This is a genomic window from Fructilactobacillus sp. X2R6C1 (assembly GCF_059901295.1).
The window spans coordinates 378,675-395,105 of the sequence record NZ_JBWXUZ010000001.1; the positions used below are offsets into that span (position 1 = coordinate 378,675).

Annotated in this window: 12 protein-coding genes; 10 read left to right on the plus strand and 2 right to left on the minus strand. The window is 36.5% G+C overall.

Annotated features, from left to right (window positions below; all coding sequences use genetic code 11):
• The first annotated feature begins 2 nt into the window (after window positions 1–2).
• From AC6UDF_RS01945 to AC6UDF_RS01955, 3 genes are all read left to right on the plus strand, one after another.
• A complete protein-coding gene (locus AC6UDF_RS01945; protein ID WP_500693592.1) occupies window positions 3–2,027 on the plus strand; it encodes a CDP-glycerol glycerophosphotransferase family protein in 2,025 nt (674 codons plus the stop codon).
• A 75-nt stretch (window positions 2,028–2,102) separates the two neighbouring features.
• Window positions 2,103–3,680: a peptide chain release factor 3 gene (locus AC6UDF_RS01950; RefSeq protein ID WP_500693593.1), complete on the plus strand. Its 1,578-nt coding sequence runs from the start codon at window positions 2,103–2,105 to the stop codon at window positions 3,678–3,680.
• A 58-nt stretch (window positions 3,681–3,738) separates the two neighbouring features.
• Complete coding sequence (locus tag AC6UDF_RS01955) at window positions 3,739–5,160, plus strand: C69 family dipeptidase (protein WP_500693594.1); 1,422 nt, start codon at window positions 3,739–3,741, stop codon at window positions 5,158–5,160.
• Between the two features lie 30 nt (window positions 5,161–5,190).
• Here the strand turns inward: AC6UDF_RS01955 and AC6UDF_RS01960 are convergent, their stop codons facing one another.
• Window positions 5,191–6,054, minus strand: coding sequence for a MucBP domain-containing protein (locus AC6UDF_RS01960; protein WP_500709625.1), 864 nt, complete (start codon window positions 6,052–6,054; stop codon window positions 5,191–5,193).
• Window positions 6,055–6,144: 90 nt separating this feature from the next.
• Window positions 6,145–8,160 carry an ATP-dependent Clp protease ATP-binding subunit gene (locus AC6UDF_RS01965; RefSeq protein ID WP_500693596.1) on the minus strand — a complete coding sequence of 672 codons (2,016 nt, stop codon included), beginning with the start codon at window positions 8,158–8,160 and terminating at the stop codon, window positions 6,145–6,147.
• Window positions 8,161–8,323: 163 nt separating this feature from the next.
• Between AC6UDF_RS01965 and ykzS the strand changes: the two genes are divergently transcribed.
• The 7 genes from ykzS (at window position 8,324) to AC6UDF_RS02000 (ending at window position 16,083) form a co-directional block, all read left to right on the plus strand.
• Window positions 8,324–8,518, plus strand: coding sequence for a protein YkzS (ykzS, locus tag AC6UDF_RS01970; protein WP_500693597.1), 195 nt, complete (start codon window positions 8,324–8,326; stop codon window positions 8,516–8,518).
• A gap of 113 nt (window positions 8,519–8,631) precedes the next feature.
• Window positions 8,632–8,898, plus strand: a complete 267-nt coding sequence (locus AC6UDF_RS01975; RefSeq protein ID WP_500693598.1) for a phosphocarrier protein HPr — start codon at window positions 8,632–8,634, stop codon at window positions 8,896–8,898.
• Between the two features lies 1 nt (window position 8,899).
• Entirely contained in the window at window positions 8,900–10,630 is a 1,731-nt protein-coding gene (gene ptsP / locus AC6UDF_RS01980; RefSeq protein ID WP_500693599.1) for a phosphoenolpyruvate--protein phosphotransferase, read from the plus strand.
• A gap of 102 nt (window positions 10,631–10,732) precedes the next feature.
• Window positions 10,733–11,917: a glycosyltransferase family 4 protein gene (locus AC6UDF_RS01985; RefSeq protein ID WP_500693600.1), complete on the plus strand. Its 1,185-nt coding sequence runs from the start codon at window positions 10,733–10,735 to the stop codon at window positions 11,915–11,917.
• Between the two features lie 12 nt (window positions 11,918–11,929).
• Complete coding sequence (locus AC6UDF_RS01990; RefSeq protein WP_500693601.1) at window positions 11,930–12,952, plus strand: glycosyltransferase family 4 protein; 1,023 nt, start codon at window positions 11,930–11,932, stop codon at window positions 12,950–12,952.
• A 4-nt stretch (window positions 12,953–12,956) separates the two neighbouring features.
• Window positions 12,957–14,021 carry a lysylphosphatidylglycerol synthase transmembrane domain-containing protein gene (locus AC6UDF_RS01995; protein WP_500693602.1) on the plus strand — a complete coding sequence of 355 codons (1,065 nt, stop codon included), beginning with the start codon at window positions 12,957–12,959 and terminating at the stop codon, window positions 14,019–14,021.
• A gap of 1 nt (window position 14,022) precedes the next feature.
• The gene (locus AC6UDF_RS02000) at window positions 14,023–16,083 is read left to right on the plus strand and encodes an LTA synthase family protein (protein ID WP_500693603.1); all 2,061 of its coding nucleotides are present in this window, start codon (window positions 14,023–14,025) and stop codon (window positions 16,081–16,083) included.
• Window positions 16,084–16,431: the final 348 nt, after the last annotated feature.

Genomic DNA, 16,431 nt, shown 5'->3' on the forward strand with positions numbered 1-16,431 from the left:
TAATGCGAGCAATACTTTCTAACGTTATACCAAAACAAACAAAGTTGAAAATTGAATTTGAGTTAATTAATCCTAGTTACGCTGATGAAGATGCAACTGTTACTTTGATTGAAAAAGAAAGCTTAGCCTCAATCACCGTCCCTATTCTTAAAGGGGATGTAAGTGGCAATGAGGCAGCAATTATAATTGATCCAAATAAATTTCACTTTGACTCCGTGGGACAGGATGAATTTGAATGGCAACTCTATTATTCGTGTGGTAATAGTGACCATCGAACCCTTATTCAAGTTGAAAGTGAATACGTGAATGCCGTTCGGCGGATTGGGTTAAATGCTTATTATCAATATGAGATTGACCCGTCTGGCATGGCAGTCTTTTATGTCAGAACGAACCGATCTAAAAAGCAATTTGTGATGAACTCGGTTAATTTGCTTGGTGGCGGTAATTTACGATTAACGGGGTTTAACCACATTGACGGTAAAAAACTTGATCAAATGGCAATTGTAATTAAGCAAGCAAGTGATCAAAGCAAACGACTTTATCCGATTACCGATTCACCTTTTCAAGGGATTTTTGCGATTACCATTCCGCTTAAAGAGCTAAAGGATGAAGATACATATCGTTTGTATATCAGGTATGACTATCATGGTAAGCATTTTCAGCAAAGATTGGTGATGGATGTTTCGCTTTCATCGTTTAAAACCGTTTCTCACTTAGGTGATAATCGTGAATTAGTATTAAAAGAGGGAAAGCAGGGTCAACTTCGTGTTATTAAAAGAAGATGGCCGTCTCCTACAAAAAGACTTACTAAGTTTTACGGAAAAGCTAAGCATTTGTGGAAATTGTTTAAAATCTTATTAAGTAAAGTTAATCGTTTGCGCTTACGAAAGTTGTTTAAACGGGGGCATACACCATTTGCTACTACGACGATCGTGTTTGAGAGCTTTGGTGGACGTCAGGTGAGTGATAGTCCTTATGCTATCTATCAGGTGTTTAAAAAATTACATCCTAAGATTAACTTTGTGTGGTCCATTCAAAAGTCACAAAAGCAATTTTGTAAGGATCATAACATTAATTATGTAATTAAAAATACGGGACGTTGGGTTCGTACCATGGGAAAGGCTAAGGTATGGATTAGCAATGCTAGATTTCCTGCCTGGGTCGTTAAACCAGACTATGTAACGTATGTTCAAACTTGGCATGGCACACCATTAAAGAAGTTAGGGTTAGATATTGAACGAGTTTCAATGCCTGGTACGACAACCAATAAGTACCATGATAACTTTGTTAAAGAAGCTAATCGTTGGGATGCATTGATTTCACCAAATGATTTTTCAACCAAGGTCTTTAGAAGTGCCTTCGGGTATGAAAACAAGATTTTAAAGGTGGGATATCCAAGAAATGATGAATTGATTAACGGGAATAATCCTACTGAGATTAATAAGATTAAGGATCGATTGGGAATCCCACGGGACAAGAAAGTTGTCCTATATGCTCCTACTTACCGAGATAATCAGTTTGAGAGCAAGGGGAAATATACTTTTAAGCTACCGTTTAGTTTGGAAGAGTTCAAACAACACTTTGGAAGTGATACTGTCCTAATTCTACGGATGCACTACTTGATTTCGAATGCATTAGACGTCTCTGATTACAAAGGGTTCGTCTATGACCTATCGAACTATTCCAACATTTCTGATTTATATTTAATTTCAGATTTGCTGGTAACCGACTATTCCTCAGTCTTTTTTGACTACGCCTACCTTAAACGGCCAATTTTGTTCTATCCTTATGACTATCACGTGTATAAGGATGAGTTGCGTGGCTTTTACTTGAATTATGAACGAGATTTGCCTGGAAGGATCGTCTATGATTCTGATGAGTTAATGAAGGGAATCTCAACTGATTTAAAAGACGAAAACGTTGAAAACGATCCTAAATTTATGCAATTTTACAATCGCTTCTGTCGGATTAACGATGGACTTAGTTCGATTAAGACGATTGATTATGTGATGCAACAAATTCGTTAAAAATAATCCGGAGTTTTCCGGATTTTTTGTTTGTTTGATGGTATACAATTAATCTATAACAGAAAGGAAGTAAAGATGAAAAAAGCAGACCTAGAAAAAGAAGTCGATAAACGAAGAACGTTTGCCATTATTTCCCATCCTGATGCTGGGAAAACCACTATCACCGAACAGCTACTCCTCTTTGGTGGGATTGTTCGGGAAGCTGGAACCGTTAAGGCTAAAAAAAGTGGAAATTTTGCTAAGTCAGATTGGATGGAAATTGAACAGAAGCGTGGAATTTCAGTTACTAGTTCGGTTATGCAGTTCGATTATCAGGGAAAAAGGATTAACATTCTTGATACACCGGGACATGAAGATTTTTCAGAAGACACTTACCGGACTCTTATGGCAGTGGATTCTGCCGTGATGGTGATTGACGCCGCTAAGGGGATTGAACCGCAAACTAAAAAGTTATTTAAAATTTGTAAAATGCGTGGAATTCCAATTTTTACTTTCATGAATAAGCTTGATCGTGATAGCAAGGATCCCATGGAATTAATCGATCAATTGGAAGATGTACTGGGAATTGAGGCTTATCCGATGAACTGGCCCATTGGCTCTGGTCGAATTTTAAAGGGGCTGTACGACCGTTATGATCATCGAGTTGAACTTTATAAACCAGAAACGGATGGTCAGAACTTTATTAAACTAGATGATGATGGCAATCTTATTGGAGATAACTCACTAGCAGACGATAGCATTTATCAAGATGCTAGAAGTGAAATGGATTTAATCTCTGAAGCTGGGAATCAATTTAGCAGAGAAAAAATTGCCAAGGGTGATCAAACACCAGTCTTCTTTGGCTCAGCGTTGGTTAACTTTGGGGTTAAAACTTTTTTAGACGCTTATTTGAAGCTCTCACCAGCTCCAGGTCCTCACAAAACTCTTCAAGGAAATGAAATTGAGCCAACAGCACCAGAATTTTCTGGATTTGTGTTTAAGATTCAGGCTAATATGAATCCACGTCATCGTGATCGAATTGCCTTTGTACGAATTTGCTCTGGTGAATTTCAAAAAGGCATGGATGTTACCCTTGATCGTACCCGGAAGCCGATCCGTTTATCAAACGTTACTGAATTTATGGCTAATACGCGTGAAAACGTTCAAACAGCGGTTGCTGGAGATATTATTGGTCTTTATGATACTGGTAATTTTCAGATTGGCGACACCATTTATACCGGCAAAAAACCGATTGCGTTTGAAAAGCTGCCACAGTTCACTCCAGAACTATTTATGAGAGTTTCAGCCAAAAACGTTATGAAGCAGAAGTCGTTTCATAAGGGCATTCAACAATTAGTACAAGAGGGAGCCATTCAGCTCTACACTAATTACAGCACGGGACAGTATATCTTGGGAGCAGTTGGTCAGCTTCAGTTTGAAGTATTTCAGTTTCGAATGAAAAATGAATATAACTCAGATGTTGTGATGGAACCAATGGGGCATAAAATTGCCCGGTGGATTGACCCTGACCAGCTGGACGAAAAGATGTCTTCGTCTAGAAATATTTTAGTACGGGATCAAAAGGGGGATCCGTTATTCCTTTTTGAAAATGAGTTTGCAGAACGCTGGTTTAAAGATAAATATCCTGATGTCAAGTTAACTGCCAAGCTTTAGGATTGAATTGACGTAATATTCGATATAAACTAGTTTTTGTGAAAGGTGGATATGAATTATGAAAAAGTTAAGTGCTTGTACCAGTGTGATGGTTGGTAAAGACGCTAGTGTTGATGGGTCAACGATGATTTCTAGAAATGATGATACCTTTTTACCATTAACTCCTCAACGTTTTTATGTTCAACCTGCATATCATGACGAGGACAAAGTTTGGAAATCCAACCAAAATGGTTTTACTGCCCCAATGCCAAAGTCGGGTTACCGAATTTTGATGACACCGAACGCTGACGTTAAAAAAGAAGGCGTTTATGCTGAAAGTGGATTTAATGAAAAGAATGTTGCAATGAGTGCCACTGAAAGTGTTTATGGAAACGAGCATGCTTTAGCTCATGATCCGCTTGTTCAGCACGGACTGGCTGAAGATTCTTTACAATCGATGGTTCTCCCTTACATTAATTCTGCAAGGGATGGAGTTACTTATCTGGGAAATTTAATCAAAAAGTATGGTTCACCAGAGGGAAATGGGGTCCTTTTTAGTGACAATAACGAAGTCTGGTACATGGAGATCGTTACTGGTCACCACTGGGTCGCACAGCGAATTCCTGACGATTGTTATGCGGTCGTAGCAAACGAAGTTGCAATTCAACAGGTTGACTTTGATGATCCAGAAAATTTTATGTATTCCGATGGGTTACAAGAGTTTGTTGAAAAGTACCAGTTAAATCCTGATAAAGAGGGATTTAATTTTAGACACATCTTTGGAACTCATAATGAATTTGATCACCATTACAACACACCTCGAGTTTGGTATGGCCAAAGGGTGCTGAATCCCGAGATTGAGCAGGAGCCAACCTCAAATGACCTCCCGTTTATTAGAAAAGCAAGCCGTAAAATTGAAGTTAGTGATGTTGAGTTTATTTTGAGTTCTCATTATAACGAAACCAAATATGATCCATTAGCTAAGGATCCAGAGGAATCGAATACTCAGTTTAGACCAATTTCAATGAATCGAACCCAAAATTCACATGTTCTGCAAATTAGAAATGATGTAAGTGATAAATGTTCGGCAATTATGTGGCTAAATTTTGGAATTCCCGCCTTTAGTCCATATGTTCCTTTTTTTGCGAACGTTGACGAGACTGATCCAAGTTATGAGGTTACCCCTCTAACGATGGATGATAAGAGCGCATACTGGATGTATCGTAAACTATCGATGATCGTTGAATCTCATTACAGTAATTTTATTCAACAGGATCGTGATTTTAAGAAACATGCTAACGAGTTATTTTTAGGGCATATATCAGATACGATGGGTCAAGCTGCTAATATGAATGATCAGGACGCATCTGAATTTTTGAAAGATCAGAATCAGCAATTGGTCAAAGAAATGAGGAGTCGAATCTATCAATTTATGCATGAATTGATGGAAAAGGGTCTTACACTCTCTAAATTGACGTATAACATGGATAAAAATTTGTAAAAAATCCCACTCAATAAGAGTGGGATTTTTTTAGGTTAGACGTTTGTCATTGTTATGGGTACGAATCGTGGATCGCTTTTTGATCCATTGTGATCCGCCGAGATTTAACCAATCATCTTGATTAGTTCGAATTTCTGTAAAGACACGCCAAGTTGATCCAGCTGGCAAAATTTGATCGTATTTTTGCTTTCGCACCGGTGAATCATAAACGGAAGTGGGGATTTTCATTTTGACTAAATAATTGACTGACTGAACCACTTTCCAGTTAGAACGTCGGTAATATAAGATGATATTTTTGGTTTTATTTGTGAATTGACCGGTTAAGTCACCAACCGATAGGTGAAGCTGGTAGTTAGGAATCACAGGAGCCTTTAGTGTAAACTGCTGGTTTAATGGACCATTCACGATTTTGGGAGGGAGAAGCAAGCGAAATGAATCAAAATCAAAACAGTAAACGCTAACTGGTTGGCTTAACTTAGGGATGTAATGAAACTTGATTAGTTGTTTTTTTGCTTGCATTTTTTTAGTCATTCCATCAACACTAACTAATATGTAGTTTTTTATTTTGGGAACGATGAAATTAATTGGATCACCAACTGAACCACTAATGATTTCAGTTGATTTTAATTGATTCCCGTTTTGATCGACAAATTCCATAAAAACTGTACTTGGGGTTCTGATAACCTCTTTTTTAGGAGTTGATTGATGATTTTCGGCAGGTAATGGAGTGGTGGTATGAATTGATTTTGGTTTGTTTAAAGAAATTTCGGATGGATCTATGGAGGTTGTCGTCTTTTTAACGTTGTTTTGTCTGATTGGTCTTTTCATCCGATGTTTTGAATGCTTGTAGTTATGATTATTTTTTGAAAAGATTTTTTTCATCCAATTAAACATAATTTTCCTCCAAAGATGGTTTATATTGATTTTACCATTTCTGGAAATAAAAAAAGACCTAGATTAGAATTCTAATCTAAGTCTCTTTCACTACTTAGTACTAATAACGATATTGTTGTTCTTGTCTGTATCAGCAACAAGATTGTTAGTTTCTGGATGATTCAAGAAGTAGTCGGCCGTTTGGTCTTCTAACTGTTCTTGAATTACTCGTCGAAGCGGACGGGCACCCATTGACGGATTGTAACCGAGTTCGACAATTTTTGCTTTGGCCGATTTGGAAACATCAATGTGAACGTTTCTTGACGCTAACATGTTATTCATATCTTTAATCATCAGATCGACAATTTGATTTAAGTTATTCTTAGAAAGCTGGTTGAATTCGACGATGTCATCAAAACGATTGAGAAATTCAGGTTTGAAATAAAGTCCTAATTTATCCATCACAGAATGAGTTTTACCAGTTGCTTCTGGTGTAAACCCAACGCTTGCTTCGGCATTGCTTCCGGCGTTACTAGTCATAATGATGACAGTGTCCTTAAAGGAAACCGTTCGACCTTGTGAGTCAGTCAAACGACCGTCATCTAAGATTTGTAAGAATGTGTGAAGAACGTCTGGATGAGCTTTTTCAACTTCATCTAACAGAATCAAGCTGTAAGGATTACGACGGACTTTTTCGGTTAATTGGCCAGCTTCATCGTATCCAACGTAGCCAGGCGGTGAACCAATCAATTTAGCAACTGATTGTGGTTCACGATACTCTGACATGTCAAATCGAATCATTGAATCTTCGGATCCAAATAATTCTTTGGCAAGTTGTTTAGCCATCTCAGTCTTACCAATCCCAGTGGATCCAACGAATAGGAATGAACCAATCGGACGACCGCTACCATTAAAACCAATTCGATTTCGTTTAATGGCTTTAGCAACAGAATCAACAGCCTTGTCCTGTCCGATCACATGTTGCTTTAAATTTGGAGCTAAGTCCTTTAATTGTTGTTGTTCTTTGGTTTGTAGTTCTCCAACTGGGATATTGGTCATTTCTTCAACAACTTGTTGCATATCCTTTTCAGTAACGGTGTTGTGTTTCTCACTTGTAGCACCCTTATCCTTATTTTGATGAAGTCGTTTGATCTTATCACGGTAGTAAGCGGCTTGTTCGTAGTCTTCTTTATCTAAAGCCGTCTTCTTTTCGTTTTCAGCACTGTCAATCTCTTTGTCAATTGTTTTTGGATCAACAATGTTTAAAGTTAAATTCTTTCTGGAACCAGTTTCATCAAGTAAATCAATTGCCTTGTCCGGAAGGTAACGATCACTGATATAACGATCGGAAAGGGTAGCTGCCGCTTTCACTGCTTGCTCGGTATACTTGACTAGATGATAGTTTTCATAACGATTTTGTAGACCCTTTAGAATCTTGATGGACTGATCAACCGTTGGTTCTTTGACCATGATTGGTTGAAGTCGTCTTGAAAGAGCAGAGTCTTTTTCAATGTCACGGTATTCTTTTAGGGTGGTTGCTCCAATTAATTGAAAGTCCCCACGAGCAAGAGCGGGTTTTAAGACGTTACCTGCGTCCATGCCACCTTCAGCATTACCTGCACCCATGATTTCATGAATTTCATCAATGAATAAGATGATGTTACGGTTTGACTGAACCTCTTTAATTAATTGTTGCATTCGTTTTTCAAATTGACCACGAATACCTGTGCCTTGAACCATTGAAACCATGTCTAATTGAATTACCTGTTTGTTTTGAAGTTTTTCTGGAACAGTACCATCAGCAATTTTTTGAGCGAGACCCTCAACGATTGCTGTTTTTCCAACTCCGGCTTCACCAATCAAGACTGGGTTATTCTTGCCTCTACGATTTAAAACTTCGATTGCTCGAGCCGTTTCTTTATCACGACCGATTACTGGGTCAAGTTTTCCGGCTTTAGCTTTTTTAGTTAAATCAGTTCCGTAAGTTGAAAGAATTGATTTTGAACCATTTCGGCCGTTGCCGCGTCCACTTTGTGGTGGAACTTGATAATCATTGACTTGGCCATTTTGCATGGCACGAAGAAAGTCATCTAGACTACCAAATCCGTATGAACCTTGTCCTTCCATAGTTTAAGCCTCCTTTTGCTTAACTAAATTGTCAGACGAAAGTCTGACCTTTATTGACCATTCATGAATATTATACGCACTAATAACATTCAATCAAGTATTTTGACTGATCTAGAAATTATTTTAATGTGGTAACATTGAAACCGATTAGGAGGCAATAATTATGGATAAAAACGAAAATGACTTTACCGGACTCTTAAACCAATTAAAGGATGGAAAAATCAAATATTTGACGGTTGAACCAAAGGATTTTCCGAAATTTCAGCAGGCTTTTATGAGCTTTCCAACACGGAAAAGAATCGTAGGGAAAGCCAGCGAAAAGGGCATTTTAACCTATCATTATTCGTCTGAAAATTAGCGTCATAACAATTATGTAAGCGATTTATGATAATTACTTGTTTTTTAGATGATAAATTGATATTCTTAAACTGTAAATAGAGTTAAATAAACGATTAAAGGAGTGCGTTCATTATGGAGAAACGTCAATTCAAAATCACGGCAGAAACTGGCATTCATGCTCGTCCAGCAACTTTGTTAGTTCAGACCGCTAGCAAATTTGATTCAAATATTAGTCTTGAATATGGTGATAAATCTGTAAACTTAAAATCAATCATGGGTGTTATGTCATTAGGAGTTGGCCAAGGTGCTGATATTACTATTTCAGCCGATGGTGACGATGCTAAAGAAGCCCTTGATGCAATTGCTAAAACCATGAAAGATGAAGGATTGATCGACTAATATGACTACCTTTAAGGGTATTGGTGTTAGTGATGGGATCGCATTTGGAAAAGCTTATTGTTTAACTAAACCAGATTTAACTTTTAATAAAGAAGCCTTTTTGGGTATAGACGAAGAAAAAGCACGCCTTAAAAAAACGTTTCAAGATACCAAAACTACTATTATAAAAATCAAACAAAGTAATAGAGTTGAAATGGCTGAGAAATATCTTGATATTTTAGATTTTTATTTAGAAGTTTTATCTGATCCAGAGTTGATTAATGAGGTTAAAAGAGTCATAACAGAAGAAAAAAAGAATGCTGCATTTGCATTGAATCGTGTATTCAATCAATATGCAGCTATTTTTTTGAATATGAATGATCCGTATTTAAGGGAACGGGTTCATGATATTGAAGATATCAGAGACCAGCTTTTGGGACGTCTACTTGGCGTCGATACTCCCGATCTATCACTTATTAACCAGCCAGTTATTATTGTTGCTAATTCCATTTCTCCAACTCAGATTGCACAAGTTCAAAAGAAAAATATTAAAGGGATTGTTACAGCTGTTGGAACCAAGAATTCTCATGCAGCCATTATATCTAGAAGTATGGACGTTCCAGCTGTACTAGGGTTGCAGGACAGCCTAAATCATTTAAAAAATGATGAACAATTGATTGTTGACGGAAGTAGTGGAAACGTTATTGAAAGTCCCAATTCAGATGAAATCGAGAAATTCCAGACAAAGCTTGAAAAATTTAGAAAACAAAAAAGGTCATGGGAAAAGTTCAAGGGCCAATCGACCAAGACATTAGATGAGCACCCTCTGCTATTGGGGGCTAATGTTAGTAACGAAAATGAAGTTGATAATGCTTTAGAAGTTGGGGCTGATTCAATTGGATTATTTCGTACCGAATACATTTACATGGATTCTGACCATCTCCCGAGCGAAGACGAACAATTTTTGATGTACAAAAACATTGTTTCAAAAGTAAAAGGAAAGCAGTTAACTTTTAGGACAATGGATGTTGGTGGAGATAAACTAGTTAATTATTTGCCTAATATTTCCCATAATGAGACGAATCCCTTTCTTGGCTATCGTGCCATTCGTTATAGTTTAGGTGAAAGCAAGGTTTTTCGCACTCAAATCAGGGCACTCCTTAGATCTTCATCTTATGGACCAATTCGGATCATGTTTCCTATGATATCAACGGTCTCAGAGCTGGATCAGGTTCTTTCGATTTACACTGAAGAACGCCAGAATTTGATTGATAAAGGAGTTAAACTTGGAGATGTTCAATTAGGAACGATGATTGAAGTTCCGGCGGCAGCAATTATGATTGATAAGATCATTTCAAGAGTAGATTTTGTAAGTATTGGCACTAATGATCTAGTTCAGTACACGGTTGCCGTTGATCGTTTAAATGAGCGTGTTTCCTATTTGTACCAAGCTTGTGATCCAGCCGTGCTTCGTTTAATTGAAAGGGTCGTTAGGATCGTTCATAGCGCTTCTAAGACCGTGGGTGTTTGTGGTGAGGTTGCGTGTGATCCACAAGTGATTCCTTTTTTGATTGGGTTAGGAGTGGATGAATTATCAGCCACTCCAACTCAAATTTTAAAAACTAAAGCATACATTAGTAAAATTAATTCGAAATCAGCAAGTAAGTTAGCTGATAGTGTCATTAAAAATGCAGATACCACTAGTGACGTTAATAAGATGATTGATGACTTTATCTCTAAGATGCCAGAGTAGATGGTTTACTTAGGTTTGAGTAGTTAGGCACAAAGTTGCAAACCATGCGGGAAACCCATATAATTACATTTGTTTAACGTTAAAGAGAGAGGGGAAAACAACGTGAATATTGGTTTGTTTACAGATACTTATTTTCCACAAGTTAGCGGAGTTGCTACGTCAATCAAAACGTTAAAAGATGAGTTAGAAAGGCGTGGAAATCATGTCTATATTTTTACTACAACTGATCCTAACGTTGAAAAAAATGATGACGATGAAAAAGACATTTACCGTTTTTCAAGTGTTCCCTTTATTTCTTTTACCGAAAGAAGAATCGCCGTCAGAGGAATATTTCAGGCTTATCAAATTGCTAAGCAATTAAAATTAGATATCGTTCATACCCAAACTGAATTTTCACTTGGAATTATCGGGAAGTTCGTTGCTAAAAATTTGAATATTCCTTGTATTCACACTTATCACACAATGTATGAAGATTATTTGCACTATGTTGCTAACGGCAAATTATTAAAACCAGTGCACGTAAAAGAAATGATGTTAGCTTTTTGCCATCACATGGACGGTGTGGTGGCACCAAGTAAGCGTGTCTTGGACAAGCTTACTGATTATGGGGTTAAGAGTCCCATTCGAATTATTCCAACTGGGATTGACGTTAAGCATTATGAAGAAAATGACCATGTTGATATTAGAAAAAAATTAGGCATTAGTGATGAGACCCCATTGATGGTTTCCGTTAGTCGAGTTGCGTATGAAAAAAACATCTCCGAAATGATCGATGCACTACCTAAAATTTTGGATCAAGTTCCAAATGCTATGCTTGTAATTGTGGGTGAAGGACCTGCCGAAGATGATTTAATGAAGCAAGTGTCTGACATGAAACTTAACGACCATGTTATTTTCACCGGGGAAATTAATAATAATCATGTCAATGATTATTATCGAATGGCAGATGTTTTTGTTTCTACGTCTAATTCTGAGTCTCAGGGGTTAACGTACATTGAAGCAGTTGCTGCTGGCACCAAAGTTGTCGTTGCAAGAAGTCCGTACACCGATGACTTAATTGATGATAAATCAATTGGAATGACGTTTGAGTCAGAAGAAAGGTTTGTTTCTGAAACGGTGGATTATTTGCAACACCGAGGTGAATACCCCGATTCCGAAAATGTCCGTGAAGAGAAATTACACGAAATTTCAGCTGAGTATTTTGTGGATCAGATGTTGAGCTTTTATGATGATACAATCAAAGAGTTTGATCGAACTAAAGCTAAGCAAACTAACACATCTGACTGAGGAGTTTTGTTGATGTTAAAGATAGATATGTTTTCAACTGCTGACAAAGTAAAAGGTCAAGGAGTTGGTAGTGCATACATTGAGTTAATTAAGATGTTAAAGAAACATTTTCCAAACGAGTTTGACATTGAGATTAATAAATTTAATCAAGCGAACATTAGTCATTATCACACCATTAATCCAACGTTTTATTTGTCTACATTTTCAAAAAAAATGGGACGAAAGATTGGATACGTTCATTTTTTGCCGGAAACGCTTGAGGGGAGTTTAAAAATTCCTACTCCATTTCGACAAATTTTTTATAAGTATGTAATTGCCTTTTATAAACGGATGGATCATATTGTCGTTGTAAATCCAACTTTTATACCTAAACTTGAAAAATATGGGATTGATAAAAAGAAAATTACATATATTCCAAATTTTGTAAGTAAAAAAGAATTTTATCCGGTTTCAAAGAGCCAGAAAGAAGCTCTTAGAAGTAGTTATGGTTATCAAACAAAACGGTTTACGGTGCTCGGAACCGGTCAAGTTCAGACCAGAAAGGGCGTTCTTGATTTTGGTAAATTAGCAATGCAAAATCCAAACGTTCAATTTGTTTGGGCAGGAGGATTTTCATTTGGAAAAATGACAGCTGGATATTCTGAGTTGAAAGAATTGGTTGATAATCCACCTCAAAACCTGAGTTTTCCCGGAATCGTTGATCGTAAAGAATTAGTAAATTATTATAATATGGCTGATTTATTTCTTTTACCGTCGTATAATGAGTTATTCCCGATGTCAGTCTTAGAGGCATTCTCGTGTGGAATTCCTGTTATGTTGCGGGATTTATCCCTTTATAAAAAAATTATTGACGGGTATTACATTTCAGCAAATAATGAGGCCGAAATGGATAAAAAACTTAAGATGTTGTTAAATGATCCTAAGCTTCTGAAAGCATATGCTGAAAAATCACTTAAAGCATCTGATTATTATTCCGAGGATCATCTAGCCAAGATTTGGCATGATTTTTATTTTGACCAGGCGAAAAAGGGGTAATTGAATGTCCAGGAGAAATAAAGTCTCACTACTTATCATGATTGCCCTTGGATTACTTATTTCATGGTATGCAGCTAGAGACATTAAGTTTAGCGTTCTTATAAGAGATATTGTTGAGATTAATCCATGGTGGTTATTAGTTGCTTTAGGGTGCATTTTGCTTTATTTTGCTCTTGAATCCGTGATTACTTACATGTTAGTTCGAAATAGTGATCCTAATTTTACTTTTCGGGATGCAATCCGGGTACCTTTAGTGGAGCAACTTTTTAATGGGATCACTCCGTTTTCATCTGGTGGTCAGCCGGCTCAACTATTTGTTTTAATTCAATCGGGAGTTGATGGTGGTCGGGCTAGTTCTGCACTACTTATGAAGTTTGTTGTTTACCAAGCCATGATAGTAATTAATTTTTTTATTGCGTTAATAATCGGTTTTAACTACGTTATTGATAAAATGCACGCTCTGGCATGGTTTGTTGTGTTCGGATTTGGAATTCACATGTTTGTGATCGTCTCACTACTTATGATCATGTATTGGCATTCATTTACTAAAAAATTTGTTAATATTTGTATCAAACCAGTGAAATGGTTTGTAAAAGATGCTACATTTTATAAGTTAGTAAATACATTAAATAAGAAGATTGATAACTTTTATAAAGAGAGTGTGAGAATTGGTCACCAAGGGAAGTTGATGGCTAAAATATTCATAATCACTTTTTTTCAATTGCTTTTTTATTACTTAATTCCCTACTTTATTATGCTTTCGTTAGGTTATACCAATGCTAATGTGGTAATGGTAACCAGTCTCCACATTTTGATTGTGATGATTATCTCGATTTTTCCCATTCCTGGAGGAGCAGGTGGAGCTGAGTATAGCTTTGAGATGATTTTTAGAAGTTATATTACTAATGGAAGTAAGCTAGTACTTGCGATGATCCTGTGGCGGATTCTTACGTATTACTTAGGTTTGATTTTGGGAGCCTTTGCCCTCGTGATGAAGCCAAGTAAAAAGGCACAAAAGAATAGGAAAATACTTAAAAGCGAAAGTCATAAGAGTTTTGGAGGAAACTAGAATGTCTCGAATATTAAAAAGCATTCGTAATTTTTTTAATACTACTATCGGTTTCTTCGTGCTGGTAGTCGTTTTATATTGGATAACTACTTTGGTTGTTTATAACGTCGACTTTAGTTTGGGTGTTAAGGGTGGCATGCAAACCTTTTTGATGATTGTTAATCCAATTCCATCAGGACTGCTCTTGTTTGGGATTGCTTTATACTTTCGCGGCAAGCTTTCTTATTGGCTGATGCTGATAATTGATTTTCTACAGTCGACTTGGATGTTTGCTAATGTTTTATATTATCGAGAATTCTCTGACTTCTTGTCAATTGGTATTATTAAAGGAACCGGAGACGTCCAAAATAATTTGGGCAAGAGTATGATGGAAATTCTTCATCCAACGGATTTTTTGATTTATTTGGATGTTGTGGTTTTAATCTTACTATTAGTCTTCAGGATTATTAAAATTGATTACCGTCCCTTTAAGTATCGCTATGCCATTGGAATTACTTTACTTTCGATTTTGCTTATGGGGGGAGAATATTCTCTTGCTAATTCGGATCGGAGTGGTCTTTTAACTCGGACGTTTGATAATAATTATATCGTTAAGTATTTAGGCTTAAATGAATACGCTGCTTTTAATGCATATCAAACTCACCAAGAGAGTTCTACGCGAGCAAAGGCGAAAGCTTCAGATTTGAATAGTGTCAAGAAATTTATTAATCAACATCAGACGTATCCAAGCGTTAAATATTTTGGGAAAGAAAAGGGTAAAAACGTTTTTATTATTCATTTGGAGAGTTTTCAACAGTTCTTAATCAACTATAAAGTTGATGGACAGGAAGTTACTCCGAATATTAATAAGTTTTATAGTGATAAGCATACGATTTCGTTTGATAACTTTTACCATCAAGTTGCTCAAGGTAAGACTTCAGATGCTGAAATGATGCTTGAAAATTCATTGTATGGATTGCCCCAGGGATCTGCGATGGTTACTTATGGTTCGCAGAATACTTTCCAGGCGGCTCCAGCAATTTTAGACCAAAAGGGTTATTCGACGGCTGTCTTTCATGGAGATGTTCCGAGCTTTTGGAATAGAGATAATACTTATAAGTCTTGGGGATATCAGTACTTCTTCGATAGCAACTACTATAAGAAGAAACCTTCGTATAATGTTGGATATGGAATGAAAGATAAGATTATGTTTAAAGATTCAGTTCCTTATCTTGAAAAGCTACCACAGCCGTTTTATGCCAAAATTATCACTTTGACTAATCATTATCCTTATGAATTAGATAAACAAAATGTTTCTTTTCCTGCTCTTAAAACGGGGGATAGTACCGTTGATCCTTATGTCCAAACGGCTCATTATTTAGATCAATCTTTTGGTGAGTTTGAAGCATATCTAAAAGCAACGGGATTAATGAAGAATAGTGTCATTGTTTTATACGGTGACCATTATGGGATTTCTAATAATCATCGTCCTGCAATTGCTAAGATGTTAGGTAAAAAGTCGGTTAATAACTATGATTTGGCTAACTTTCAGAAGGTGCCATTTATGATCCATGCTGATAATTTGGATGGGCACGTTGATCATACTTATGGTGGAGAAATCGATGTCTTACCAACGCTGCTTCATTTATTAGGAATTAAGAATGATGATATGATCCAGTTTGGACATGATTTGTTGGGGAATAATCCTAATCAAATTGTTCCATTTAGGGATGGAGATTTTGTAACTCCTAAATACACTAAGGTTGGGGGAACAATCTATGATTCTAAGACTGGTCAAGTTATTAAGCCGAATAAGCAACAACAACAGGAAGTAGATGGAATTCAGAACTATGTAACTAGTGATTTGTCTCTTTCTGATAGAGTTATCTATGGTGATTTACTTCGTTTCTATCATCCTAAAGGATTTAAGCCTGTGGATCGAAAAGACTATAATTATAAGCCGAAGAATGCAATGGAACAGTTGGATAAGGCTGACAAAGAACGTAAAACTGATCTAATTGATCAGAATGGTGGCAAATCCACGGTTCCGATGTATCATACTGATGCTCCTGAACTAAAATAATTAGAAAAAGCATTTAGATAAAGATCTAAGTGCTTTTTTTGTAAAAAAGTCTTGACGTAATTTTGTTTCCTTGGTATAGTAGTTCTTGTCGTTAAGTGCGCCAAAACAATTTGGTTAAAATTAGTCAAACTTTTCTATTGACAATAAATTAACCACATGGTATATTATTACATGCGGCGTTGAGATACAATAAGACGACGTTGCGTCAGAGTAGATCTTTGAAAACTGAACAAGATTTTGATTACAAGTGTAAGGTAATTTTAAGTTGTAGAACTTAAAATTAAACATTTGCGAAGTCAATTCGCTTTTTAATTCTTTTGAAAAAGAATAACAACAAATAATAATGAG